This is a genomic window from Streptomyces sp. RerS4 (assembly GCF_023515955.1).
In the GTDB taxonomy this organism is placed as follows: Bacteria; Actinomycetota; Actinomycetes; order Streptomycetales; family Streptomycetaceae; genus Streptomyces.
The window spans coordinates 4,454,560-4,477,346 of record NZ_CP097322.1 but is presented as its reverse complement, the minus strand read 5'-3'; the positions used below and the strand labels follow the sequence as shown (position 1 = coordinate 4,477,346).

Genomic DNA, 22,787 nt, shown 5'->3' with positions numbered 1-22,787 from the left:
GGCGTATCCACACACTGGAGACGAACGCTGCGAGAACCCTCACACCCGCCCCGTGGGCGCCGGTTGGAATCGGGAGAGCCCGCTCCACTACCCTGTGTGGCCACGCGACTACGACCACAGGCGGGAACCCAACCCATGGCACGTCACGCAGACCCCAACTCCTCCGGCGCCCCGAAGCGGCTCCGCGCCGCGGGCCTGACCCTCTCCATGGCCGGCGCGGCCCTGGCGATGGCCGCCGGCGGGGCGCAGGCCGGTGAACTCTCGGTACCGGCGGCGCTGGCGGGCGTCACCGACCCGATCGCGAACCTCAAGGTGAACCCGCTGGCCCACACGGGCGTGGACCCGCTCGACAACGGGGTGGCGACGAAGGTCGCCGACTTCCCGTCGGTGGGCACCGGCATGGTCACGGGCGTCCTGACCCAGGGCCCGTCAGTCGGCGAACTCCCGACGGCGGCGGCGTCTTCCCTGCTGGGCCCCGTACTCCCGAAGCAGTAGGCACACGAAGACCCCGGCAGCGCGGGGGTCGCTGCCGGGGCCGGCGGGCGAGTGAGCCGAAGGGGCGCGTCGGCGAAGGAGGGCGAGCGCCCGGAGGAATCCGCGAGGAACGAGCGGATTTCGAGGACGTACGCCCTCCTGGAGCCGACATGGGCGCCCCGGAGGCGAACCGAGCCCTTTAGTAGGACGAGCCGCCCGCGCCGATGGAGCCCGTCGGGTGCCAGACCGTCTTCGTCTCCAGGAAGGCGGTCATGCGGGACGTGCCCGGGTCGGCGCTCCAGTCGTCCACAGGCTGTGGACGCAGGACGCGCTTCAGGTTGTCCGCCGCCGCGATCTCCAGTTCCTTGGCGAGAGCCACATCCGCGCCCGCCAGGTCGATCGCGTTGACGTCCTGGTGGGACGCCAGGTGCGGGCCCATCTCCGAGGCCTTGCCGGAGAGGATGTTGACCACGCCGCCGGGCAGGTCGGAGGTGGCCAGCACCTCACCCAGGGACAGGGCGGGCAGCGGGGACTTCTCCGAGGCGATGACCACGACCGTGTTGCCCGTGGCGATCACCGGGGCGATCACCGAGATCAGGCCCAGGAACGACGAGTCCTGCGGGGCCACCACCGTGACCACACCGGTCGGCTCCGGGGTGGAGAGGTTGAAGAACGGGCCGGCGACCGGGTTGGCGCCGCCGACGATCTGGGCGATCTTGTCGGTCCAGCCCGCGTACCAGACCCAGCGGTCGATCGCCGCGTCCACGACCGCCGCGGCCTTGGCCTTGGACAGCCCCTCGGCCTCGCCGACCTCGCGGACGAACTGCTCGCGGCGGCCCTCCAGCATCTCGGCGATGCGGTAGAGGATCTGGCCGCGGTTGTACGCCGTCGCGCCCGACCAGCCGCCGAAGGCCTTGCGGGCCGCGACGACCGCGTCACGCGCGTCCTTGCGGGAGGACAGCGGGGCGTTGGCCAGCCAGTTGCCCTTGGAGTCCGTCACCTCGTACACCCGGCCGCTCTCGGATCGCGGGAACTTCCCGCCCACGTACAGCTTGTAGGTCTTGAAGACGCCCAGACGATCAGTGCGCTCAGACATCGAGGTAGGCCTCCAGACCGTGACGGCCGCCCTCGCGGCCGAAGCCCGACTCCTTGTAGCCGCCGAAGGGCGAGGTCGGGTCGAACTTGTTGAACGTGTTGGCCCACACCACACCCGCGCGGAGCTTGCCCGCGACCGCGAGGATGCGCGAGCCCTTCTCCGTCCAGATGCCGGCGGACAGGCCGTACTGGCTGTTGTTGGCCTTGGCGACGGCCTCGTCCGGGGTGCGGAACGTCAGCACGGACAGGACCGGGCCGAAGATCTCGTCGCGGGCGACGGTGTGCGCCTGGGTGACGTTCGTGAAGAGCGTCGGGGCGAACCAGTAGCCGGAGGACGGCAGCTCGCACGCCGGGGACCAGCGCTCGGCGCCCTCGGCCTCGCCCGTCTCGGCGAGCGCCGTGATCCGGGCGAGCTGCTCGGCGGAGTTGATCGCGCCGATGTCGGTGTTCTTGTCGAGCGGGTCGCCCAGGCGCAGCGTGGACAGGCGGCGCTTGAGGGAGTCGAGCAGCTCGTCGTGGATCGACTCCTGGACCAGCAGGCGCGAGCCCGCGCAGCAGACCTGGCCCTGGTTGAAGAAGATGCCGGTGACGATGCCCTCGACGGCCTGGTCGATGGGGGCGTCGTCGAAGACGATGTTGGCGCCCTTGCCGCCCAGCTCCAGGGTGACCTTCTTGTCGGTGCCGGCGATCTGGCGGGCGATGGCCTTGCCGACCGCGGTGGAGCCGGTGAAGGCGACCTTGTTGACGTCCGGGTGCTCGACGAGGGCCGCGCCCGCGTCGCCGTAGCCGGTGAGGATGTTGACGACGCCCCGGGGCAGGCCGGCCTGGCGGCAGATGTCCGCGAAGAACAGCGCGGACAGCGGCGTGGTCTCGGCGGGCTTGAGGACGACGGTGTTGCCGGCGGCGAGCGCCGGGGCGATCTTCCACGCCAGCATCAGCAGCGGGAAGTTCCACGGGATGACCTGGCCGGCCACGCCGAGGGGGCGCGGGTTCGGCCCGTAGCCGGCGTGGTCGAGCTTGTCGGCCCAGCCCGCGTAGTAGAAGAAGTGCGCGGCGACCAGCGGGAGGTCCGCGTCGCGCGTCTCCTTGATCGGCTTGCCGTTGTCCAGGGTCTCCAGGACGGCCAGCTCGCGGCTGCGCTCCTGGATGATCCGGGCGATGCGGAAGAGGTACTTGGCGCGCTCGGAGCCGGGCAGCGCGGACCACTTCTCGAAGGCCTTGCGGGCGGCCTTGACGGCGCGGTCGACGTCGGCGGCGCCGGCCTGGGCGACCTCGGAGAGGACCTCCTCGGACGACGGGGAGACGGTCTTGAAGACCTTGCCGTCGGCGGCGTCGACGAACTCGCCGTCGATGAACAGCCCGTAGGAGGGGGCGATGTCGACGACGGACCGCGACTCGGGGGCCGGTGCGTACTCGAATACAGATGTCTGCATGTCCATGTTCATGGGGTCTCAGTCCACCGTCACGTAGTCGGGACCGGAGTACCGGCCGGTGCTCAGCTTCTGGCGCTGCATGAGCAGGTCGTTCAGCAGGCTGGAGGCGCCGAAGCGGAACCACTCGTTGGTCAGCCAGTCCTCGCCCGCGGTCTCGTTGACCAGGACCAGGAACTTGATGGCGTCCTTGGTGGTGCGGATCCCGCCGGCCGGCTTCACGCCGATCTGGATTCCAGTCTGCGCCTTGAAGTCGCGGACGGCTTCGAGCATCAGCAGCGTGTTGGCGGGGGTGGCGTTGACGCCGACCTTGCCGGTGGAGGTCTTGATGAAGTCGGCGCCCGCGAGCATGCCGATCCAGGAGGCGCGGCGGATGTTGTCGTAGGTCGACAGCTCGCCGGTCTCGAAGATGACCTTGAGGCGGGCAGCGCTGCCGTCGGGGCGGACGCAGGCTTCCTTGACGGCCTTGATCAGCTCGTACGTCTCCAGGTAGCGGCCCGCGAGGAAGGCGCCACGGTCGATGACCATGTCGATCTCGTCGGCGCCGGCGGCGACGGCGTCACGGGTGTCGGCGAGCTTGACGGGCAGGGCCGCGCGGCCGGCCGGGAAGGCGGTGGCGACGGAGGCGACCTTGACGTCGGCGCCGTTCAGCGCGGCCTTGGCGGTGGCCACCATGTCGGGGTAGACGCAGACCGCGGCGGTCATGGGCGTCGTACGGTCGATGGGGTCGGGGTGGACGGCCTTGGCGGCGAGTGCCCGGACCTTGCCCGGGGTGTCCGCGCCTTCCAGCGTCGTCAGGTCGATCATCGAGATGGCCAGGTCGATGGCGTACGCCTTGGCCGTCGTCTTGATCGAACGGGTGCCGAGGGAGGCCGCGCGGGCCTCCAGTCCGACTGCGTCGACGCCGGGCAGCCCGTGCAGGAAGCGGCGCAGCGCACTGTCGGACGTCGTCACGTCAGCGAATGCGGTGAGGGTGGTGGGCATGGTCACCACATGAGCATATCTACGCGCGTAGCGACCTGTCACCCCCCTCGGCGCACATATGGGCGTGACATCCATCATCGGTGCGGCCGGGGCCGGCCGCGGGGGCGTACGGCAGAATCGGCGCCATGACTACGCCCTCCTCCGACGAGCCGGTCTACGACGACCGCGTCTACCGCTCCCCCATGGCCGTCGTCACCGGGGTGCTGCTGCTCGCGCTCATCGCCTGGCTGTGCGGGGACGCCGTCGTGCGCGGCGAGGGGACCACGCGGTGGACCGCACTGGCCATCGCCTTCTGCGCCGTGCCCCTGACGGTGGCGTTCACCCTGCGACCGGCCGTCTTCGCCAACGACGACCGGATGCGGGTGCGCAATCCCTTCCGGGTGATCGAACTGCCGTGGGCGGCCGTGGACGTGGTGCGCGCCGGGTACTCGGCGGAGGTGCTGGCGGAGGGGTCGAAGTACCAGCTGTGGTCGGTTCCGGTGTCGCTGCGCGAGCGCAAGAAGGCGACGCGCGCCGCCGGCCGGCGCGACGCGCGGCCCGGCGGGCAGGGGGGCGCCGCCCCCAACCCCGCTCAGGTACCCGACGAACCGCTGCGGGCGGGGGCCGACAAGGTCGTCGACGAGCTGCGCGAACTCGCCGAGCGCGGGGCCGGGCGACCGGGCGCGCAGGGCTCCGTCACGGTGCGGTGGGCCTACGAGATCATCGCGCCGGCCGTCATCGGCGCGGTGGCCCTCATCGTGTTGTGGGCCACGGTCTAAGTGGCTTCGGACGGACACCCCTGAGGTCGGGTCGAGCGGAACCGCCGCCACCGGGGGGTGCGTCCTGCCTGGTGTGCACCGTCATGAGGGCAGCGGCAGCGCCGCCACCGCCACACAGCTCCCCCTCCGCCTGCGGATCCTGGGCGGGGCTCTGCTGGCCGCGCATCTGGTCCTCGTCGCATGGCTCACCCTGAGACCGCTGGACGTCCCCTGGGCGGCGGCCTCGAACCTGACGTTCCTGGAGGGGATCCGCGCCGACCTGGCCTACGGGCCGCTGGAGGCGGCCCGGCGGATCGGCGAGGGGGTGGCGTTGCTGGCCCCGCTGGGGGTGCTGCTGCCGCTGGCGGGCGGGCGGCTCGCCTCGACGCCGACCGGCACGTGGGCCTCGCTGGCCCGGACCCTCTCCGCGACCGTCCTGATCTCGCTGGGCATCGAGATGCTCCAGACGGCGGTCCCGGGGCGGGTGGTCGACGTCGACTCGCTGCTGCTGAACACCGCCGGGGCGCTGCTCGCGCACCTGGCCGTCGTACCGGCCCTCAGGGCCAGGCTGCGGCGCTCTCAGGGGCCCACCCCGAGAATTTCCAGGGTCGGCCTCGGCCCCTGGACCGAGGTCCTGTCGGCGGTACCGCGCGAGTATTGAGGCATCGCGCGGGGCATGTCGCCCGGCGCGGATCCCCTGTGAAGGAGGGCCTCATGAGCGCGATCACCCGCCCCCGTGACGGACGGATGATCGGTGGCGTATGCGCCGGTCTCGCGCGTCGTTTCGGCATCAAGACGCGGACGATGCGGATCATCTTCGTGGCCTCGTGCCTGCTGCCCGGTCCGCAGTTCCTGATCTACCTGGCGCTGTGGCTGCTGCTGCCCAACGAGAAGGGTTCCGCCGGCTCGGCGCGGACCGCCTGGTGACGAGCGCCCGGTAGGAACCACCGGAGGATCGAGCGGACCTCAGTCGGTCTTCTCGGCCTTCTCGACCTTTTGGACCTTCTCCAGCTGCTTGTCGGCCACTTCCTGCGGGACGTGCGCCTGCTGGTCGGCGGCGGCCACGTTGAGGGCCATCAGCCGCACGACGGTGTCGCCCTCGCGCACGACGACGAGGTGCACGTGCGCGGAGACGCCCTGCGCGGCCACGGTCGTGGTCCAGCTGACGCTCTCGTCACCGGCGGTCTTGTACGGGGCCGCCTTCACGTCCTTGTAGCTGCCGCTCTGCTTCTCGACGGTGGCGGAGAAGCCCGAGGCGCAGGCCGAGACGGCTTCGCGCAGCCGGGACAGGACCCGCTTGGCGTCGCTCTCGTCGTAGGAGCTGACGGAGGCGGAGACGGCGAGCCCGACCTGCTTCTGGGAGCCGATGCCCCGGTTGACGGTCTTGTGCGCGGCCGGGTCGGGCTTGTCGCCCATGATGTCGGCGAGCGGCTGGCAGCTCTTCTTGTCGGCCTGCGGCTGGCCGTCGGGGGCGTTCGGGTTCTTGCCCTGCGCGGAGATCTGGTAGCCGGCGAGGTCGCCCTGTTCCAGCGCGGCGCGCTCCAGGCCGGTGGGCGCGGGGCGGGGGGTGGGGGATCCTGCCTGGGCGCCGGGCGCGCCGGTGCGGGCGGGCGTCGGGGAGGCGGGCGCCTTGTCGGCGGCGGGGTCGTCCGTACCGCCGCAACCCACGGCCGCGAACAGCAGGACGGGGACCAACGCGACCCTCGCCGCTCGTGCCTTCATGCGCATGACCGAAACCTCATACCCCGTGTGTCGGCGGCCGGTTGGGGGTGATCGTGACACACCGCACGGCGGCGCACACACCCCGTCGAAGGTGCGCGCGCTCGCCGTACGCGCGTGCGGATCGCGGCAGGATCAGCCGCCGAGGCCGTTCAGGCCGTTGGTGAGCGGGGTCAGCACACCGGTGACCTGGGAGGTGGGGTCGCTCGACTGCTGGGCACCGTCTTCGCCCACCTGCTGTTCGCTGGTGATGCCCTGGAGCGCGCCCGTGGCGGTGCCGAGCGTGTCGGTGAGACCGACGGCCGGGACTGCGGCGGAGGCGGTGCCGGCGGCGACCGCGGCAAAGGCGGCACCGAGGGCGGCGGCGCCGACGATCTTGGCAGCTGTCTTCTTCATGAAGGTTTCGTCCTTGCGACGGGGAATTGAGCGGCTCCGCAAACTAGTCACTTCAAACCCTCGCCCGCAAACATCATCAAATACGAGAAAGCACCCGGGGCATTGCTCCTCCCGGGCGCTTTCCGTTCGTCATGTCGTGGCCTAGGCCGAGACGGAACCGCTGGTCGAAGCGGTCTGACGGAACAGCCACTCGGACTTCAGCTCCGCGTAGCCGGGCTTGATCACGTCGTTGATCATGGCCAGTCGTTCATCGAAAGGAATGAACGCGGACTTCATCGCATTGACGGTGAACCACTGCATGTCGTCGAGCGTGTAGCCGAAGGTCTCCACCAGGTGCTCGAACTCGCGGCTCATGCTGGTGCCGCTCATCAGACGGTTGTCGGTGTTGACCGTCAGCCGGAAGTGCAGCTTGCGCAGCAGGCCGATCGGGTGCTCGGCGTACGAGGCGGCGGCGGCGGTCTGGAGGTTCGAGGTGGGGCACATCTCCAGGGGGATGCGCTTGTCCCGGACGTAGGAGGCCAGGCGGCCCAGCTTCACCGAACCGTCGGCGGCGACCTCGATGTCGTCGATGATCTTCACGCCGTGGCCGAGCCGGTCGGCGCCGCACCACTGCAGGGCCTGCCAGATCGACGGCAGGCCGAAGGCCTCGCCCGCGTGGATCGTGAAGTGGTTGTTCTCGCGCTTGAGGTACTCGAACGCGTCGAGGTGGCGGGTGGGAGGGAACCCGGCCTCGGCGCCGGCGATGTCGAAGCCGACCACGCCGTTGTCGCGGTACCGGTTGGCCAGCTCGGCGATCTCCAGCGCGCGGGCGGCGTGGCGCATCGCGGTCAGCAGGGCGCCGATGCGGATGCGGTGACCGTTGGCCCGCGCGCGGCGCTCGCCCTCGCGGAAGCCGTCGTTGACGGCCTCGACGACCTCTTCGAGGGTCAGGCCGGCTTCGAGGTGCTGCTCGGGGGCGTAGCGGATCTCGGCGTAGACGACGCCGTCCTCGGCGAGGTCCTCGGCGCACTCGGCGGCGACCCGGAAGAGCGCCTCCTTGGTCTGCATGACGGCGCAGGTGTGCGCGAACGTCTCCAGGTAGCGCGGGAGGGAGCCGGAGTCGGCGGCGTCGCGGAACCAGACGCCCAGCTTGTCGGCGTCGGTCTCGGGCAGCTTGTCGTAGCCGACCTCGCGGGCCAGCTCGATGATGGTCCCGGGGCGCAGTCCACCGTCGAGGTGATCGTGCAGCAGCACCTTCGGGGAGCGGCGGATCTGATCCGGGCTGGGCAGGTTGGGGGTCTCGCTCGTCATCTGCGCACTCTAGCTCCTACGCGCGTAGAGCACGCGCCGCCGGCGGCGGTCGATATGTAACAGAGACCGTAAGGACGGGTGGTGTACACCTCCGCGTCTGAGACTGTTCGGCCATGGCACAGCATGCGCCGCCGGCGCGCGGGGCCCGCCTGGGGCGGGCGGCCGGCGCGAACGGCTCGGTCTCGACGGTCAGTGGTGTGGTGCTCCTGCTCCCCGGAGCGTCCCGGTTCTCCCCCGGTCCGGTGCGTCCGCTCGCGCGGGCACTGGTGCGGGCGGGCGGGGCTCAGGGGCTGGTCGCGCACAGCGTCCTGCACGGCCCCGGCCCCCGGGAGGAGGCGGCGCACTGGGGCGCGCAGGAGGTGGTGCGCCGGTACGGGGACGTGCCGGTGTGCCTGGCCGGCTACGGGGCCGGCGGCCGGGCGGCGCTGCTGGCGGCGGGCCACTCGGCGGTCAACTCCGTGCTGGCGATGGCTCCTTGCCTGGTGGAGGAGGCGCAGGACGGCTCCCCTGAACCGGTGAAACAGCTCGCCGGTCGGCAGGTGTTGATCGTCCACGGCACCAACGACGCACGCAGCGACCCGGAATGCTCCTTCCGGTTGGCGGAGCGGGCGAAGAAGGCGAATCGTTCCACGTGCCGTTTCGAGGTGCATTCGGACGGCCACGGGCTACGGGAGCACCAGGCGGAAGTGGTGGCGCTGGGCGTGGACTTCGTCCTCGGGGCGATGTTCTCGGGCCGGTACTCGCGGCCGGTGACGGACGCGCTCGCCGCGCCCCCGCCGCTGGGGCTGCGGATGCCGTTGGCCTCTGGGTTCGGGCGTTCACTGCGGGGCTGAGGGGCTGAGGGGCTGAGGGGCTGAGGGAGCGCTCGACGGGCCCGCCGAGCGCTCCGGCGTACAGTGAAAAGTGGACTCGGGGTTACTTCGTTCCCGGAGGCGATGAGGCATGGCCGGACTGGTGCGCAAGAATTTCGACAGCGCCGACGAGACGCGGCCCTTCGAGGCCGGCATGGGCAGGCTGGACCTGATCCGGACGGACGGCGGGGAGATCGGCCGTGCGGTGTTCGAACCGGGCTGGCGCTGGTCGTCGCACATCAAGCCGCTGGCCGGCACGGACAGCTGCCAGGCCGCGCACACGGGGTACATCGTGAGCGGTCGGATGAAGGTCGTGATGGACGACGGCGAGAGCGACGAGTACGGCCCCGGGGACCTCATGCAGGTGGCGCCGGGCCACGACGCCTGGGTGATCGGCGACGAGCCGTGCGTGGCGGTGGACTGGACGGGGTTCGGGAACTACGCGAAGCCCGCGTAACCCGCGCAGCCCGCGAGGAGGCGGGGGTGGTCGGCCGGTCCGTCCGTACCCGCCGCTCCGCCCCCTCACGGTCGGATGGCACCGATGGACCCGGCCCGACCACCCGTCACGCCGTGCCTCCACTGTGCCGGTTCGGCATATCCCGGAAGCGGTCGTTCAGGCGTCGACTTGTCGCCTTGCGGGAACACGAGGGGTTTACAAACGGACACAGGCAGGGACGAATACGCATATGCCAACCGATGCCGAGGGAGCCGGCGGGGCCGAGGGGGCCGCGGAGGCCGACGGCTCCCGGGTCCCGCTCGCGGGCGAGCTGAGTCCCACCGCCCTGCGCCTGTACGCGTACGCCGTCGAACGGCACGCCTTCACCCCGGCGGAGGCGGCCACCGCCCTCGGCGTGCGCGCCGGCGCGGCGGTGACGGAGCTGGCCGCGGCACACCTGTTGCAGCGGGCCCCGGGCGGCGGTCCCGAGCGGTGGAGCGCGGTGGCGCCCCGGGCGGCGGCCGCCCGCGCGCTGGCGCCGCTGGCGCTGAAGGTGCGGGAGACCCACGACGAGATGGACCGGCTGCGCGGGCGGCTGGAGGAGCTGGTGCCGGCGTACGAGGCGGGCTCCGCCCGCCGGGAGCCGGGCGGCGGCGAGCGGCTGGAGCTGGTGACGGACCTGGGCGCGGTGCGCGGGCTGATCTCCGAGCTGGTGGCGGGCTGCGAGCGGGAGCTGCTGACCTCGCAGCCGGGCGGCGGACGGCCGCTGGAGACCCTGGAGGAGGCGGTCGGACGGGACGAGTCGCTGCTCGCGCGCGGGGTCCGGATGCGGACGATCTACCAGCACACGGCGCGCTACTCGCGGCCCACGGCGGCGTACGTCGAACGCGTGACGGCGCTCGGCGCGCAGGTCCGCACCCTGGGCGACGGGCTGATGCGGATGCTGATCTTCGACGGGCACACGGGGCTGATGGCGGTCCCGGACCGGACGGGGGCGGCGCTGGTGGTGCGCGAGCCGAGCGTCGTGCACTTCATGACGGCGGCGTTCGAACGGTCCTGGCCGGCCGCGCGGCCCTTCCCGACGACGGTGAGCCCGGAGGCGGCCCGCTCGCTGTCGGACGAGCTGCGCAAGACGATCGTGCGACTGCTGTCGGAGGGGCTGGAGGACAAGGTGATCGCGCGCCGACTCGGGATGTCGGAGCGGACCTGCCAGCGGCACATCGCGGAGATCATGCGCGCCGTCGGCGCCAAGTCCCGCTTCCAGGCGGGGTACTTGCTGTCCGCCGCCGCGCCGGCGGCGCCGGAGCCCGAGGACTCCGCGCCGGGCCGGGCGGACACGGCCTAGGCCGGCGGCTCCAGTTCCGGGATCAGGCGGCCGCGCCGCGAGAGGAGGAAGCGTTTGAACTCCGCGACCGGCGGGGTGTCCGGGTGGCCGTCCAGCCAGGCGACGCCGATCTCGCGCACGGCGCGCGGCGCGGTCACCGTCAGTTCGACCACCCCCGGTCGGGGTACGGCGGGCGGGGGCAGCAGGGCCACGCCGAGACCGGCCGCGACGAGGCCCCGCAGGGTCTCGGCCTCCTCCCCCTCGAAGGCCACCCTCGGGGTGAACCCGGCTTCCGCGCACAGGTCGTCGGTGATGCGGCGCAGGCCGTAGCCGGCCTCCAGGGTGACGAAGGTTTCCTCGGCGGCCTCCGCGAGGCGGATCCGCTTGCGCACGGCGAGGCGGTGGTCGTCGGGGACGACCAGGCGCAGCCGCTGTTCGTCGAGGCGGCGGGCGACGAGGTCGGGCGCGTCCGGCAGCGGGGAGGTGAGGCACAGGTCGAGTTCGCCGGCGCGCAGCTTCTCCAACATGGCCTCGCCGTAGTTCTGGACGAGGGCGAAGCGCACCCCCGGATGGTCGGCGCGGAAGGCCCGGATCAGGCCGGGTACGGTCTCGGGTCCCAGGGTGTGCAGGAAGCCGAACGCGACCTTCCCGAAGGCGGGGTCGGCGTCCTGCTGGACGGAGCCGGCGGCGCGGGCGATCTTGTCGAGGGCCTGCTCGGTGGAGGCGAGGAACGCGCGACCGGCGGTGGTCAGGGCCACGGTGCGGCCCTTGCGGGCGAACAGCGTGACGCCCAGGTCCTGTTCGAGGCGGACGACGGCCCGCGACAGGGTGGACTGCGGCACGCCCAGCTCCTGCGCGGCGCGAGTGACGTGCTCGTGGCGGGCGACGGCGGCGAACCAGGCCAGCCGGGGGGCCAGCAAAGTTGTCACGGCCATGTCTTCTTCGTAACGGTTCGTTGACATGCGCCCCTCTGAGCTGTGCTGATGCGTGAGTGGATCGATTATTACGAATTCGTGCATTGGACGCATGAAAAAGGCGGGCCTACCGTCGACGTATGCCTCCCGCTCATACCGGGGCGCCCGTCATCCCGGGCGCCTCCACCCCGTCGTCCCCTCACCCCCACCGGGACTCCTCCCCGGGCCCGCGGCCCGAGCCGCACGCCCCCGGCCGCCCCGGCTACCGCCGGATGAGCCTCGCGCTCTTCGCCGCCGGCCTCGCGACCTTCGCCCTCCTCTACTCCACCCAGGCCCTGCTGCCCGCGGTCTCCGCCGGGTTCGGCGTGACGGCGGGTCAGGCCAGCTGGTCGGTGTCCGCGGCCACCGGCGCGCTCGCCCTGTTCGTCCTGCCGCTGAGCGCGCTCTCGGAGCGGTTCGGTCGGACCCGGATGATGACCTGGTCGCTGGTCGTGGCCGTCGGCGTCGGCCTGTTGGTGCCGTTCGCGCCGAGCCTGGAGTGGCTGGTGGCGCTGCGCGCGGTGCAGGGCGCGGCGATCGCCGGCGTCCCCGCCTCCGCGATGGCGTACCTGGCGGAGGAGGTCCGGCCGAAGGCGCTGGTCGGGGCGATCGGCCTGTTCGTGGCGGGCAACTCCATCGGCGGCATGAGCGGCCGCGTCGTCACCGGCTGGGCCGCGCAGGCGTGGGGCTGGCGGGCCGGGCTGCTGGCCGCCGGCGTGATGGCGCTGGCGTGCGCGGTGGCCTTCCTGGTGCTGCTGCCCCGGGCGCGGTTCTTCCGGCCGGCGTCGCTGAGGCCGCGCGCGGTGGGGCGTACCGTCGTCGGACACCTGCGGGATCCGCTGCTGCTGCGGCTGTACGGGATCGGCGCGCTGTTCATGACCGTCTTCGGGGCCGTGTACACGGTCATCGGCTACCGGCTGGTGGACGAGCCGTTCTCGCTCGGGCAGGGCGTCGTCGGGTCGATCTTCCTGGTGTACCTGGTGGGGACGGTCTCCTCGGCCGCCGCGGGCAAGCTGGTGGCGCGGGCCGGGCGGCGCGGGGCGCTGTACCTGGCCGTGACGACGACCGCGCTGGGCCTGTTGCTGTCCCTCGCGGATTCGCTGCCGGCGATCCTGGCGGGGCTGGTGCTGATCACGGCGGGCTTCTTCGCCGGGCACGCGGTGGCCTCGTCGGCGGTCAGCCGGACCGCGACGACGGGCCGGGCGCAGGCGTCCGCGCTCTACCAGTCCGCGTACTACCTCGGCTCCAGCGTCGGCGGCACCCTGGGCGCGCTGGCCTACCACGCCTCGGGGTGGGCGGCCACGGTCGGGATCGCGCTGCTGGCGGTGGTGGGCGTCGCCTCGATCACCCTGTGGGGTTCGCACGCGGCGCGCGTGGAGCGGCGTCGTCTCCTGGCGGGGACCGCGACGGCGCGCTGAGGCCGATTCTGCGGTCGAGGCCGGTCTGCGGACCGGGCTGAGGAAAAATACGTCCGCCCCGCGCGCTCCTCCCCCTTGTCGGGCGGGCATCGATCCGTCAAGGTGCGAGTCGACAGGGGAGGGACCGCATGGCGGGTATACGCACGCGCGCGCGGCGGCGGGCGGCGGTGGTGTTCGGCGGGGCGCTGGCGCTGGCCGCGCCGATGGTGGTCGTAGGGGGCGGGTCGGCCGCGGCCGCTTCCTGCAACGTGACGACGGGGCCGTACCAGCGGCAGGTGGAACAGTTCCTGGGGCGGCCCGTGGACGGCGTGCAGTCGGCGGCCGACTGCAATGCCATCAAGGCCTTCCAGGCGACGCACGGCATCACCCCGACGATGGGGTACGCGGGCCCGTTGACCTGGCAGACGATGAACACGATGCTCGCGCAGCGGGCGGCGGGCAAGAACCCGAACGCGGCCGGGCAGTGCCCCACCAACCGGGGACGGATCGCCTGCGTCGACCTGACGCGGCAGCTCAGCTGGATCCAGGACGGCAACACGCTGAAGTACGGGCCGGTTCCGGTGCGTACGGGCAAGGCGGGGACGCCGACGCGGACCGGTCTGAAGAAGATCTACTACCGCAGCATCAACCACTGGTCGACGATCTACAACGTCTCGATGCCGTACTCGCAGTTCTTCGACGGGGGCATCGCCTTCCACTCGGTCACCAAGAGCATGTGGAACCCGCCGGGTTCGGGTGGCTGCGTGAACATGACCACGACCGACGCCAAGGCGTACTGGAGCATGCTGGGCAACGGCGAGGACGTCTACGTGTACGGGCGCAAGCCCGGCACCTGATCTGCCGGGGTGCCGTTGTCCGGGTGCCGTTGTCAGTGCCCTCGGGTAGTTTCCGACGTGACGGAAACCACCTGGGGGACGGCAGCCATGAACGACCTCACCACACCGGAAGCGGACACGGCGGCGGAGACGGAAGCGGGCCTGGATGCCGCGATGCGGCGCCACCGCGTCGAGCTGACCGGCTACTGCTACCGGATGCTCGGCTCCGCCTTCGACGCCGAGGACGCGGTGCAGGAGACGTACGTCCGCGCCTGGCGGGCGTTCGAGAAGTTCGAGGGCCGCTCGTCGCTGCGCTCGTGGCTGTACCGGATCGCCACCAACGTCTGCCTGGACTTGCTGAGCGCGGGGAAGAAGCGGGCCCGCCCGATGGACCTCACCGCCCCGCAGCACCAGGCGTCCGCCGTGCTGAACGAGCGCTCCGAGGTGACCTGGCTGGAGCCGGTGCCGGACGGGCGGGTGCTGCCGCAGACCGCCGACCCGGCGGAGCTGGCCCTGGCCAAGGAGTCCGTCCGGCTGGCCTTCGTCGCGGCGCTCCAGCACCTGCCGGCGAAGCAGCGGGCGGTGCTGATCCTGCGGGAGGTGCTGGCCTGGAAGGCCGAGGAGGTGGCGCGGCTGCTGGACACCACCGTGGCGTCCGTGAACAGCGCCCTGCAGCGGGCCCGTGCCACGCTCGCCGGCCGGGAGGTGCGCGCGAGCGAACCGGCGGACCCGCTGGACGGGGAGCAGGCGAAGCTGCTGGAGCGGTACCTGTCCGCCTTCGAGGCGTACGACATCTCCCGCCTGACGACGCTCCTGCACGAGGACGCGGTGCTGTCGATGCCGCCGTTCGACCTGTGGCTGCGCGGGCACGAGGACATCGCCGCCTGGCACCTGAACCAGGGCATCGGCTGCAAGGGCTCGCGCCTGGTGGCGACCACGGCGAACGGGCTGCCGGCCTTCGGCCAGTACCGGCCGCGCGAGGACGGGAAGCCGGGGCACGTGCCGTGGGCGCTCCAGGTGCTGGAGATCTCAGAGGGGAAGATCGTCGGGCTGAACGCCTTCCTCGACACCGACCGCTGGTTCCCGCTCTTCGACCTCCCCGAGCAGCTCGACGAGTCCTACGAGGTGCAGCAGGGCGCGTAAGGGCGGCGCCACGCCGACGACGGTGAAGGCGCCCCGCCCGAGCGAGGTCAGCCGCAGCCGGGCCAGCGCCTCGACGGTGCGGAGCCCCGGCGCGGTGACGGCCGAGGCGTCGCACACGACCGCCCCGGCCCCGTCCTCGTAGAGCCGCGCCAACCGCGCGCAGAGCAGCGACACGTCCCCCACGGCGGGACCGGGTCCGGGCAGTTCGATACGTGTGATCGTCACGAGTCACTGACTGCCGACGCCCCCGGAACTCATCGGTGCGGGGGACACCTCACGCAGTGGGGAAGGCGGACGTGTCGAGCTTGAGGTCGAAGGGCGCGGGCAGGTGGAAGGTCTCCCCGAACACGCCGTACCGGCAGCCGGGCCCGTCGTCACCGGTCCCGGCATGCCGAACGGGACCGGTGGGGGGCCACCGGTCCCGTTCACCCGAAGGGGAAGTCGCAGGTCAGGCGATGCGGTCCAGGACGATCGGCGTGGCGGTGAAGGGGGTGCCCGCCGGGGCGATGTCGTGGGAGCCCTCCAGGGCGGCCAGGGCGTAGTCGAACTTCTCCGGGGTGTCGGTGTGCAGGGTCATCAGGGGCTGGCCCGCGGTGACCGTGTCGCCCGGCTTGGCGTGCAGTTCGATGCCCGCGCCGGCCTGCACCGGGTCCTCCTTGCGGGCGCGGCCCGCGCCCAGGCGCCAGGCGCCGACGCCGACCGCGTACGCGTCGAGGCGGGTCAGGACGCCCGAGGCGGAGGCGGTGACGACGTGCTGCTCGCGGGCGACGGGGAGGGCCGCGTCCGGGTCGCCGCCCTGGGCCGCGATCATCCGGCGCCAGTGGTCCATCGCGGAGCCGTCGGCCAGGGCCTTCGCCGGGTCGGCGTCCTTGATGCCCGCGGCCTCCAGCATCTCCTTGGCGAGGGCGATGGTCAGCTCGACCACGTCGGCGGGGCCGCCGCCGGCCAGGACCTCGACCGACTCGCGGACCTCCAGGGCGTTGCCCGCGGTCAGGCCCAGCGGCGTGGACATGTCCGTCAGGAGCGCGACGGTCTTGACGCCCGAGTCGGTGCCCAGGCCCACCATGGTCCGCGCCAGCTCACGCGCGTCCTCGATGTTCTTCATGAAGGCGCCGCTGCCGACCTTGACGTCCAGGACGAGCGAGCCCGTCCCCTCGGCGATCTTCTTGGACATGATCGAGGAGGCGATCAGCGGGATGGCCTCGACGGTGCCGGTGACGTCGCGCAGCGCGTAGAGCTTCTTGTCGGCGGGGGCCAGGCCGTCGCCGGCGGCGCAGATGACCGCGCCGGTGGTGTCGAGGACGTTCAGCATCTCCTCGTTGGAGAGCAGGGCGCGCCAGCCGGGGATGGACTCCAGCTTGTCGAGGGTGCCTCCGGTGTGGCCGAGGCCCCGGCCGGAGAGCTGCGGCACGGCCGCGCCGCAGGCGGCGACGAGCGGGGCCAGCGGGAGGGTGATCTTGTCGCCGACGCCGCCGGTGGAGTGCTTGTCGGCGGTGGGGCGGGAGAGGGAGTCGAAGTTCATCCGCTCGCCGGAGGCGATCATCGCGGCGGTCCAGCGGGCGATCTCCGCGCGGTTCATGCCGTTGAGGAGGATGGCCATGGCGAGCGCCGACATCTGCTCGTCGGCGACGACCCCGCGGGTGTACGCGTCGATGACCCAGTCGATCTGCTCGGGGCTGAGCTCGCCGCGGTCGCGCTTGGTGCGGATGACGGAGATGACGTCCATGTGGTGCTTCCTTCTACGCGCATAGAGAGAGGAGTTGAGGAGAGGTGAGGGGAAGGGCGACGGCCCTCCGCCCGGCAGGGGCGAAGGGCCGTCGGTACGGCTATCTCAGGTGGTCGGGCCCGAAGGCCTGCGGCAGCATCGCGCTCAGCGGCAGGATCCCGTCCGGTGTGTCCACCAGCAGGTCCTCTCCGCCGAACTCGTAGAGCAGCTGGCGGCAGCGTCCGCACGGGACGAGGCTCTGGCCCTTGCCGTCCACGCACGTGAAGTGGGTCAGCCGGCCGCCGCCGGTGGCCTGGAGCGAGGAGACCAGGCCGCACTCGGCGCACAGGCCGAGTCCGTAGCTGGCGTTCTCCACGTTGCAGCCGGTGACGACCCGGCCGTCGTCCACGAGCGCCGCGACCCCGACCGGGAAGCCGGAGTAGGGCGCGTAGGCGTGGGTCATCGCCTCCCGCGCCGCCACCCGCAGCGCTTCCCAGTCCACGGCGGCGTCCGCATGCGCCGCGGGGTCCGGGGTCACTTGCCCTGGCCCTTGCGGTACGGCATGCCGTCCGCCTTCGGCATCCGCAGGCGCTGCGCCGACAGGGCGAGCACGAGCAGCGTCGTCAGGTACGGGGCGGCGTCCACGAACTGGCTCGGGACCGCGTCCGTCATCGCGTACCAGACGAACAGCAGCACGGCGAAGACCGCCGAGACGCCGGCCTGGACGTACTTCTTCTTGTACACCTGCCAGGCGACGCCGATCACCAGGAGGATCGCGACGAGCAGCAGCATCGCGTGGACGTTCTCCGCGCCGCCGCGCAGCTTGAGGCTGTCGGTGAAGCCGAAGAGGCCCGCGCCCAGGGCCATGCCGCCGGGCATCCAGTTACCGAAGATCATCGCGGCGAGACCGATGTAACCGCGGCCGCCGGTCTGGCCCTCCTGGTAGATCGGGCTGGCGACCTCGGAGAGGAACACGCCGCCGAGGCCCGCGAGGGCGCCGGAGACGACGACCGCGATGTACTTGTACTTGTACACGTTGACGCCGAGGGACTCGGCGGCGATCGGGTTCTCACCGCAGGAGCGCAGGCGCAGACCGAAGGTGGTGCGCCACAGCACCCACCAGGTGCCGGGGATGAGCAGCAGCGCGACGACGGTCAGCAGGGACAGTCCGGTGACCAGGCCGCCGATGACGCCGGCGAGGTCGGAGACGAAGAACCAGTGCTTGCCCTGGAGGGAGGTCATCCAGTCGGACAGCCCCGGCACGGTGATCTTGTAGATCTCCTCGACGCGCGGCGACTGCTTGGAGGAGCCGCCGGGGGCGTCGGCGAAGGTGAAGTTCGACAGGTACTGGGTGAAGCCCAGGGCCAGGATGTTCACGGCCACACCGGAGACGATGTGGTTGACGTTGAACGTGACGGTGATGATCGCGTGCAGCAGGCCGCCGATGGCACCGCCGGCGATGCCGACGAGGACACCGGTCCAGGGACCCCATTGGTAGCCGGCCCAGGCACCGAACCAGGTGCCGAGGATCATCATGCCTTCGAGGCCGATGTTGACGACGCCCGCGCGCTCGGCCCACAGGCCGCCGAGGCCGGCGAGGCCGATCGGGACCGCGAGGGAGAGGGCGCCGGAGACCTGGCCGACGGAGGTCAGGTCGTTGGCGCCGCTGATGATGCGGACCAACGAGACGAGCGCGAGCCCGCCGGCGATGATCAGCATGATCACGGGCAGGGTGAGCTTCTTGCGACCGCCGGTCTTCGGGGCGGCGCCGGGCGCGGAAACGGTGCTGGTGCTCACGCCGCGACCTCCTTATCCGTCTTGATGGCGTGGCCCGCGGCCAGTTCCTCGCCGACCTTCTGCTGCTGTCGGCGGATGCCGTAGCGACGGACGAGCTCGTAGGAGACGACCACCGCGATCACGATCAGACCCTTCATGATCGTGCCGATCTCCTTGGCGTAGCCGGCGGAGTCGAGCGAGGCCGAGGCCTTGTCGATGAAGGCCATCAGCATGGCGGCGAAGAAGATGCCGACGGGGCTGTTGCGGCCGAGCAGCGCGATGGTGATGCCGGTGAAGCCGACGCCGACCGGGAAGGAGAGGTTGTACGTGTGCGTCTCGCCGAGGAGCTGCGGCATGCCGGACAGACCGGCGACGGCGCCCGAGATCAGCATCGAGGTGATGATCATCTTCTTGGCGTCCACGCCGGAGGCCTGGGCGGCGGACTCGCTGGCGCCGGTGGCGCGCAGGTCGAAGCCGAAGCGGGTGCGGTTGAGGACGAACCAGTAGACGACGCCCAGGGCGAAGGCCACGAAGGTGAAGCCGTAGATCTCCAGGCCGTCACCGATCGTCAGGGCCGGGAACCAACCGGACTCGGCGATGTCGCCGGTCGTCAGGTCGTTGGAGCCCTCGGGCTGCACACCGAGGTTCTTCGGCAGGATCAGCCAGGCGATCAGGCTGGTCGCGATGGCGTTCAGCATGATCGTCGAGACGACCTCGCTGACGCCGCGCCGGGCCTTGAGGACACCCGCGATACCGGACCAGAAGGCACCGGTCAGCATGGCGACGAGCACGATCAGCAGGATGTGCAGCGGGCCGGGCAGGGTGATGGCGGTGCCGACCACGGCCGAGACCATCGCCGCGAGACGGTACTGGCCGTCGACGCCGATGTTGAAGAGGTTCATCCGGAAGCCGATGGCCACGGCCAGGGCCGCCAGGTAGTACGTACCGGCCTGGTTCAGGATGAGGACCTGGACGTCCTCGTAGGCGGCGTTCTCGACCATCAGGCGCAGCGGCTCGATCGGGTCGATGCCCGTCGCGGCCAGCACGACCATGGTCAGCAGGAAGGCGGTGACCAGCGCGAGCGCGGGCCCGGCGAAGCCGAGGAGCAGCCGGTCCTTGTCGAATTTCTTCATCGGGCCTCGTCCTCCGGGGAGTCGGTACCAGCGTCGGTACCGGCGGCGGAGTGGTTGTCGGTGGCTTCCAGGTGACCGGAGGCGGCGCCCGTCATGGCGGTGCCGAGCTCCTCGGGGGTCACGGTCGCGGGGTCGGCGTCCGCCACGAGGCGGCCGCGGTAGATCACGCGCAGGGTGTCGGACAGGCCGATCAGCTCGTCCAGGTCCGCGGAGATCAGCAGGACGGCCAGGCCTTCGCGGCGGGCCTCGCGGATGGCGTCCCAGATCTGCGCCTGAGCGCCGACGTCCACACCGCGGGTGGGGTGGGCGGCGATGAGGAACTTCGGGTTGTGGCTCATCTCGCGGCCGACGATCAGCTTCTGCTGGTTGCCGCCGGAGAGCGAGGCCGCGGTGACGTCGATGCCCGGGGTGCGGACGTCGTACTCGCGCACGATCCGCTCGGTGTCCTTGCGGGCGGCCTTCGGGTCGAGGATGCCGCGCTTGGAGTTGGGCGTCTCGGTGACGTGGCCGAGGATGCGGTTCTCCCACAGGGGGGATTCCAGCAGCAGGCCGTGGCGGTGGCGGTCCTCGGGGATGTAGCCGATGCCGCCCTCGCGGCGGGCGCGGACGGCGGCCTTGGTGATGTCGGCGCCGTCCAGGGTGATGACGCCCGAGTCGACGGAGGTCATGCCCATCAGGGCCTCGATCAGCTCGGTCTGGCCGTTGCCCTCGACGCCGGCGATCCCGAGGACCTCGCCCTTGTGGATCGTGAAGGTGACGTCGTCGAGCAGCAGGCGGCCGGCCACGACGGGCTCGTGCAGCCCGATGTCGGTCGCCGGCATGCTGTCGGCACGCGAGGTCTCGGGGGCGACGACGGCCCCGCTGTCGGCGAGGGTCAGGCCCTTGACCTCCAGCATCGGGACGTCGGTGACCGTGGACTCGCGGGTCTCCGGCGAGGGCAGCTCCGTGCCGACCATCAGCTCGGCGAGCTGCTTGGTGGTGGCGGTCTTCGGGTCGGCGGTGCCGACCGTGGTGCCGCGCCGGATGACGGTGATGTCGTCGGCGACCTTCAGGACCTCGCCCAGCTTGTGCGAGATGAAGATGACGGTCAGGCCCTCGGCCTTGAGCTCGCGCAGGTTGTCGAAGAGCGCGTCCACTTCCTGCGGTACGAGCACGGCGGTCGGCTCGTCGAGGATGAGGGTGCGGGCACCGCGGTAGAGGACCTTGAGGATCTCCACGCGCTGACGGTCGGCGACACCGAGGTCCTCGACCAGGGCGTCGGGGCGCACGCCGAGGCCGTACGCGTCCGAGATCTCCTTGATCTTCTTGCGGGCCTTGGCGCCGATGCCGTAGAGCTTCTCGCCGCCGAGAACCACGTTCTCCAGGACGGTGAGGTTGTCGGCGAGCATGAAGTGCTGGTGCACCATGCCGATTCCGCGGGCGATGGCGTCGCCGGGGCTGGCGAAGGAGACCTGCTCCCCGTCGATGGCGATGGTGCCCTCGTCCGGCTTCTGCATGCCGTAGAGGATCTTCATCAGGGTCGACTTGCCGGCGCCGTTCTCGCCGATCAAGGCATGGACCGTGCCCTTGCGGACGGTGATCGCGATGTCCTTGTTGGCGACGACGCCGGGGAAGCGCTTGGTGATGCCGTGCAGTTCTACGGCGGGGGGCGGGCTGGACGCGTTGATGACGCACTCTCCTTGGCGCGGAAGGAGCTGAAGGCAGGGGAGGGACAGGGCGGGGAGAGAAGGTATCGCGTCCACGATGCCTCTACGCGCGTAGCACTGTCGAAAGTGAAAACTTGCGGCCAGGTGGCCACAAGCGGTCACGGACTCGATGGGGAGACGTGGTGCGGGGTCCGAAAGCGGTCGAGACCGCTTCCGGACCCCGGAGACCACGACTACCTGTCAGACGGAACCTTACGGCGCGGTCTTGACGGTGATCTTCTTCGCGATGATGTCGGCCTTGGCCTTCTCCACCGCGGCGATGAGGTCGGTCATCTTCTTGTACTCGGGGTTGGAGTCGGCCAGGCCGACGCCGTCCTTGTCGAGGCCGTAGCGGATCTCGCCGACGGTGGGCTTGCCGTCCTTGACCGACTTGATCAGGTTGAAGACGGAGTCGGAGACGTCCTTGGTGACCGAGGTCAGGATGTGCTCCTTGTACTTCGCCAGGCCGGCCTGGTTGTACTGGTCGGAGTCGACACCGATGGCCCACTTGCCCTTGGCGGCGGCGGCCTCGATGGCACCGGAGCCCGCGAGACCGGCGGCGGCGTAGACCACGTCGGCGCCGGCGTCGATCTGGCCGTTGGCGGTGGCCTTGCCGAGGTCGGGCTTGGCGAAGCCCTCGAAGTTCGGCGGCTGGCTCAGGTAGTGGCTGAGGACCTTGGCGTTCGGGTTGGTGTCCTTGACGCCCTGGACGAAGCCCGCCTCGAACTTCTTGATCAGCGGAACCTCGACACCGCCGATGAAGCCGACCGTGCCGGACTTGGACGCCTTGGCGGCGGCGACGCCGGCCAGGTAGGAGCCCTGCTCCTCGTTGAAGACGAGGTTGGCGATGTTCGGGCCGGTCACCGAGGTGTCGTCGATGATGCCGAACGTGGTGTTCGGGAACTTCGGCGCGACCTTCTTGATGGCCGGGGCGTAGGCGAAGCCGACGCCGATGACCGGGTTGTTGCCCTTGCGCGCCAGCTCGGTGAGGCGCTGGACCTTGTCGGCCTCGCCCTCGCCGTCGGTGGGCTCGGCTTCGGTGCCGCCCATCTTGAGCTCGTTCTTCGCCTGCTCAAGGCCCGCGTAGGCGGCGTCGTTGAACGACTGGTCGCCACGGCCACCGATGTCGTACGCGATGGCGGCGCTGGCGGCGGCCTTCGCGGTGCCGTCGGCGGACGGGGTGTCCGTGGACTTCTTACCGCCACAGGCGGTGGCCGAGAGGGCCAGCGCCGCGGACGCGATGCCCACGGTGGCGATCCTGGTGATCCGGCGCAAGGGGAGGCTCCTTCAAAACCTGACCGAAGCGCCACGACCGGCGCTGGTTTCGCGGCGATCGTAACGCGCGTAGATGTCAGTTAAAGGCCCGTTCATGAGTCGTTATCGGATCGTCGCGAACCGGACAGTGACCGATCGGTAACCGCGT

At 71.2% G+C, this 22,787-nt stretch carries 24 protein-coding genes; 10 read left to right on the top strand and 14 right to left on the bottom strand.

Annotated elements, in window-relative coordinates:
• Positions 1–135 precede the first annotated feature (135 nt).
• Positions 136–495 (top strand): hypothetical protein, encoded by a 360-nt coding sequence (locus M4D82_RS20890; RefSeq protein ID WP_249767487.1) that lies wholly within the window; start codon positions 136–138, stop codon positions 493–495.
• A gap of 178 nt (positions 496–673) precedes the next feature.
• Here the strand turns inward: M4D82_RS20890 and M4D82_RS20885 are convergent, their stop codons facing one another.
• The 3 genes from M4D82_RS20885 to deoC are packed head-to-tail and all read right to left on the bottom strand — an operon-like array spanning position 674 to position 3,983.
• Positions 674–1,570: an aldehyde dehydrogenase family protein gene (locus M4D82_RS20885; protein ID WP_249767486.1), complete on the bottom strand. Its 897-nt coding sequence runs from the start codon at positions 1,568–1,570 to the stop codon at positions 674–676.
• Positions 1,563–3,002, bottom strand: coding sequence for an aldehyde dehydrogenase family protein (locus tag M4D82_RS20880; RefSeq protein WP_502988969.1), 1,440 nt, complete (start codon positions 3,000–3,002; stop codon positions 1,563–1,565). Before M4D82_RS20880 ends, M4D82_RS20885 begins: the two co-directional genes overlap by 8 nt.
• 18 nt (positions 3,003–3,020) lie before the next feature.
• Positions 3,021–3,983 carry a deoxyribose-phosphate aldolase gene (gene deoC / locus M4D82_RS20875; protein WP_249772001.1) on the bottom strand — a complete coding sequence of 321 codons (963 nt, stop codon included), beginning with the start codon at positions 3,981–3,983 and terminating at the stop codon, positions 3,021–3,023.
• 125 nt (positions 3,984–4,108) lie between these two features.
• Here deoC and M4D82_RS20870 point away from each other — a divergent pair, with 125 nt between their 5' ends.
• The 3 genes from M4D82_RS20870 (at position 4,109) to M4D82_RS20860 (ending at position 5,647) form a co-directional block, all read left to right on the top strand.
• Positions 4,109–4,741, top strand: coding sequence for a PH domain-containing protein (locus M4D82_RS20870; RefSeq protein WP_249767484.1), 633 nt, complete (start codon positions 4,109–4,111; stop codon positions 4,739–4,741).
• A gap of 73 nt (positions 4,742–4,814) precedes the next feature.
• Positions 4,815–5,381 carry a VanZ family protein gene (locus tag M4D82_RS20865; protein WP_502988968.1) on the top strand — a complete coding sequence of 189 codons (567 nt, stop codon included), beginning with the start codon at positions 4,815–4,817 and terminating at the stop codon, positions 5,379–5,381.
• Between the two features lie 53 nt (positions 5,382–5,434).
• Positions 5,435–5,647: a PspC domain-containing protein gene (locus tag M4D82_RS20860; protein WP_249767483.1), complete on the top strand. Its 213-nt coding sequence runs from the start codon at positions 5,435–5,437 to the stop codon at positions 5,645–5,647.
• Positions 5,648–5,686: 39 nt separating this feature from the next.
• On the opposite strand, the gene M4D82_RS20855 is transcribed toward M4D82_RS20860, so the two are convergent.
• From M4D82_RS20855 to M4D82_RS20845, 3 genes are all read right to left on the bottom strand, one after another.
• Positions 5,687–6,442 carry a hypothetical protein gene (locus tag M4D82_RS20855; RefSeq protein ID WP_249767482.1) on the bottom strand — a complete coding sequence of 252 codons (756 nt, stop codon included), beginning with the start codon at positions 6,440–6,442 and terminating at the stop codon, positions 5,687–5,689.
• Between the two features lie 132 nt (positions 6,443–6,574).
• Complete coding sequence (locus tag M4D82_RS20850) at positions 6,575–6,835, bottom strand: hypothetical protein (protein WP_249767481.1); 261 nt, start codon at positions 6,833–6,835, stop codon at positions 6,575–6,577.
• Between the two features lie 141 nt (positions 6,836–6,976).
• Positions 6,977–8,125: an adenosine deaminase gene (locus M4D82_RS20845; RefSeq protein WP_249767480.1), complete on the bottom strand. Its 1,149-nt coding sequence runs from the start codon at positions 8,123–8,125 to the stop codon at positions 6,977–6,979.
• Positions 8,126–8,238: 113 nt separating this feature from the next.
• On the opposite strand from M4D82_RS20845, the gene M4D82_RS20840 reads away from it, so the two are divergent.
• The 3 genes from M4D82_RS20840 (at position 8,239) to M4D82_RS20830 (ending at position 10,757) form a co-directional block, all read left to right on the top strand.
• A complete protein-coding gene (locus M4D82_RS20840) occupies positions 8,239–8,958 on the top strand; it encodes an alpha/beta hydrolase (RefSeq protein WP_249767479.1) in 720 nt (239 codons plus the stop codon).
• 109 nt (positions 8,959–9,067) lie between these two features.
• A complete protein-coding gene (locus tag M4D82_RS20835) occupies positions 9,068–9,433 on the top strand; it encodes a cupin domain-containing protein (protein ID WP_249767478.1) in 366 nt (121 codons plus the stop codon).
• A gap of 229 nt (positions 9,434–9,662) precedes the next feature.
• The gene (locus tag M4D82_RS20830; RefSeq protein ID WP_249767477.1) at positions 9,663–10,757 is read left to right on the top strand and encodes a helix-turn-helix domain-containing protein; all 1,095 of its coding nucleotides are present in this window, start codon (positions 9,663–9,665) and stop codon (positions 10,755–10,757) included.
• On the opposite strand, the gene M4D82_RS20825 is transcribed toward M4D82_RS20830, so the two are convergent.
• Positions 10,754–11,671, bottom strand: coding sequence for a LysR family transcriptional regulator (locus tag M4D82_RS20825; protein ID WP_249767476.1), 918 nt, complete (start codon positions 11,669–11,671; stop codon positions 10,754–10,756). The two genes, M4D82_RS20830 and M4D82_RS20825, sit on opposite strands and share 4 nt — an antisense overlap.
• 119 nt (positions 11,672–11,790) lie before the next feature.
• On the opposite strand from M4D82_RS20825, the gene M4D82_RS20820 reads away from it, so the two are divergent.
• The 3 genes from M4D82_RS20820 to M4D82_RS20810 all read left to right on the top strand — a co-directional run bounded on the left by M4D82_RS20820 (position 11,791) and on the right by M4D82_RS20810 (position 15,065).
• Entirely contained in the window at positions 11,791–13,107 is a 1,317-nt protein-coding gene (locus M4D82_RS20820; protein ID WP_249767475.1) for an MFS transporter, read from the top strand.
• Positions 13,108–13,235: 128 nt separating this feature from the next.
• Positions 13,236–13,943: a L,D-transpeptidase family protein gene (locus M4D82_RS20815; protein WP_502988967.1), complete on the top strand. Its 708-nt coding sequence runs from the start codon at positions 13,236–13,238 to the stop codon at positions 13,941–13,943.
• An 87-nt stretch (positions 13,944–14,030) separates the two neighbouring features.
• Complete coding sequence (locus tag M4D82_RS20810; RefSeq protein ID WP_249767474.1) at positions 14,031–15,065, top strand: sigma-70 family RNA polymerase sigma factor; 1,035 nt, start codon at positions 14,031–14,033, stop codon at positions 15,063–15,065.
• Here the strand turns inward: M4D82_RS20810 and M4D82_RS20805 are convergent.
• The 7 genes from M4D82_RS20805 to M4D82_RS20775 all read right to left on the bottom strand — a co-directional run bounded on the left by M4D82_RS20805 (position 14,952) and on the right by M4D82_RS20775 (position 22,639).
• Positions 14,952–15,290, bottom strand: coding sequence for an STAS domain-containing protein (locus M4D82_RS20805; protein ID WP_249767473.1), 339 nt, complete (start codon positions 15,288–15,290; stop codon positions 14,952–14,954). The genes M4D82_RS20810 and M4D82_RS20805 overlap by 114 nt on opposite strands.
• Before the next feature lie 223 nt (positions 15,291–15,513).
• The gene (locus M4D82_RS20800) at positions 15,514–16,791 is read right to left on the bottom strand and encodes a thymidine phosphorylase (protein ID WP_249767472.1); all 1,278 of its coding nucleotides are present in this window, start codon (positions 16,789–16,791) and stop codon (positions 15,514–15,516) included.
• Between the two features lie 100 nt (positions 16,792–16,891).
• A complete protein-coding gene (locus tag M4D82_RS20795) occupies positions 16,892–17,308 on the bottom strand; it encodes a cytidine deaminase (protein ID WP_283844495.1) in 417 nt (138 codons plus the stop codon).
• Positions 17,305–18,567 (bottom strand): ABC transporter permease, encoded by a 1,263-nt coding sequence (locus M4D82_RS20790; protein ID WP_249767471.1) that lies wholly within the window; start codon positions 18,565–18,567, stop codon positions 17,305–17,307. Before M4D82_RS20790 ends, M4D82_RS20795 begins: the two co-directional genes overlap by 4 nt.
• Complete coding sequence (locus M4D82_RS20785; protein ID WP_249767470.1) at positions 18,564–19,679, bottom strand: ABC transporter permease; 1,116 nt, start codon at positions 19,677–19,679, stop codon at positions 18,564–18,566. The genes M4D82_RS20790 and M4D82_RS20785 overlap by 4 nt, the downstream gene beginning before the upstream one ends.
• Positions 19,676–21,421, bottom strand: coding sequence for an ABC transporter ATP-binding protein (locus M4D82_RS20780; RefSeq protein ID WP_502988966.1), 1,746 nt, complete (start codon positions 21,419–21,421; stop codon positions 19,676–19,678). Before M4D82_RS20780 ends, M4D82_RS20785 begins: the two co-directional genes overlap by 4 nt.
• A gap of 156 nt (positions 21,422–21,577) precedes the next feature.
• Complete coding sequence (locus tag M4D82_RS20775; RefSeq protein ID WP_249767469.1) at positions 21,578–22,639, bottom strand: BMP family lipoprotein; 1,062 nt, start codon at positions 22,637–22,639, stop codon at positions 21,578–21,580.
• Positions 22,640–22,787: the final 148 nt, after the last annotated feature.

Coding starts and splice junctions, on each gene's coding strand:
- deoC (WP_249772001.1), bottom strand. CDS start 3,983: ATGCCCACCACCCTCACCGCATTCGCTGACGTGACGACGTCCGACAGT.
- M4D82_RS20840 (WP_249767479.1), top strand. CDS start 8,239: ATGGCACAGCATGCGCCGCCGGCGCGCGGGGCCCGCCTGGGGCGGGCG.
- M4D82_RS20815 (WP_502988967.1), top strand. CDS start 13,236: ATGGCGGGTATACGCACGCGCGCGCGGCGGCGGGCGGCGGTGGTGTTC.
- M4D82_RS20835 (WP_249767478.1), top strand. CDS start 9,068: ATGGCCGGACTGGTGCGCAAGAATTTCGACAGCGCCGACGAGACGCGG.
- M4D82_RS20880 (WP_502988969.1), bottom strand. CDS start 3,002: ATGCAGACATCTGTATTCGAGTACGCACCGGCCCCCGAGTCGCGGTCC.
- M4D82_RS20845 (WP_249767480.1), bottom strand. CDS start 8,125: ATGACGAGCGAGACCCCCAACCTGCCCAGCCCGGATCAGATCCGCCGC.
- M4D82_RS20820 (WP_249767475.1), top strand. CDS start 11,791: ATGCCTCCCGCTCATACCGGGGCGCCCGTCATCCCGGGCGCCTCCACC.
- M4D82_RS20800 (WP_249767472.1), bottom strand. CDS start 16,791: ATGGACGTCATCTCCGTCATCCGCACCAAGCGCGACCGCGGCGAGCTC.
- M4D82_RS20860 (WP_249767483.1), top strand. CDS start 5,435: ATGAGCGCGATCACCCGCCCCCGTGACGGACGGATGATCGGTGGCGTA.
- M4D82_RS20850 (WP_249767481.1), bottom strand. CDS start 6,835: ATGAAGAAGACAGCTGCCAAGATCGTCGGCGCCGCCGCCCTCGGTGCC.
- M4D82_RS20885 (WP_249767486.1), bottom strand. CDS start 1,570: ATGTCTGAGCGCACTGATCGTCTGGGCGTCTTCAAGACCTACAAGCTG.
- M4D82_RS20855 (WP_249767482.1), bottom strand. CDS start 6,442: ATGAAGGCACGAGCGGCGAGGGTCGCGTTGGTCCCCGTCCTGCTGTTC.
- M4D82_RS20785 (WP_249767470.1), bottom strand. CDS start 19,679: ATGAAGAAATTCGACAAGGACCGGCTGCTCCTCGGCTTCGCCGGGCCC.
- M4D82_RS20870 (WP_249767484.1), top strand. CDS start 4,109: ATGACTACGCCCTCCTCCGACGAGCCGGTCTACGACGACCGCGTCTAC.
- M4D82_RS20830 (WP_249767477.1), top strand. CDS start 9,663: ATGCCAACCGATGCCGAGGGAGCCGGCGGGGCCGAGGGGGCCGCGGAG.
- M4D82_RS20810 (WP_249767474.1), top strand. CDS start 14,031: ATGAACGACCTCACCACACCGGAAGCGGACACGGCGGCGGAGACGGAA.
- M4D82_RS20890 (WP_249767487.1), top strand. CDS start 136: ATGGCACGTCACGCAGACCCCAACTCCTCCGGCGCCCCGAAGCGGCTC.
- M4D82_RS20825 (WP_249767476.1), bottom strand. CDS start 11,671: ATGGCCGTGACAACTTTGCTGGCCCCCCGGCTGGCCTGGTTCGCCGCC.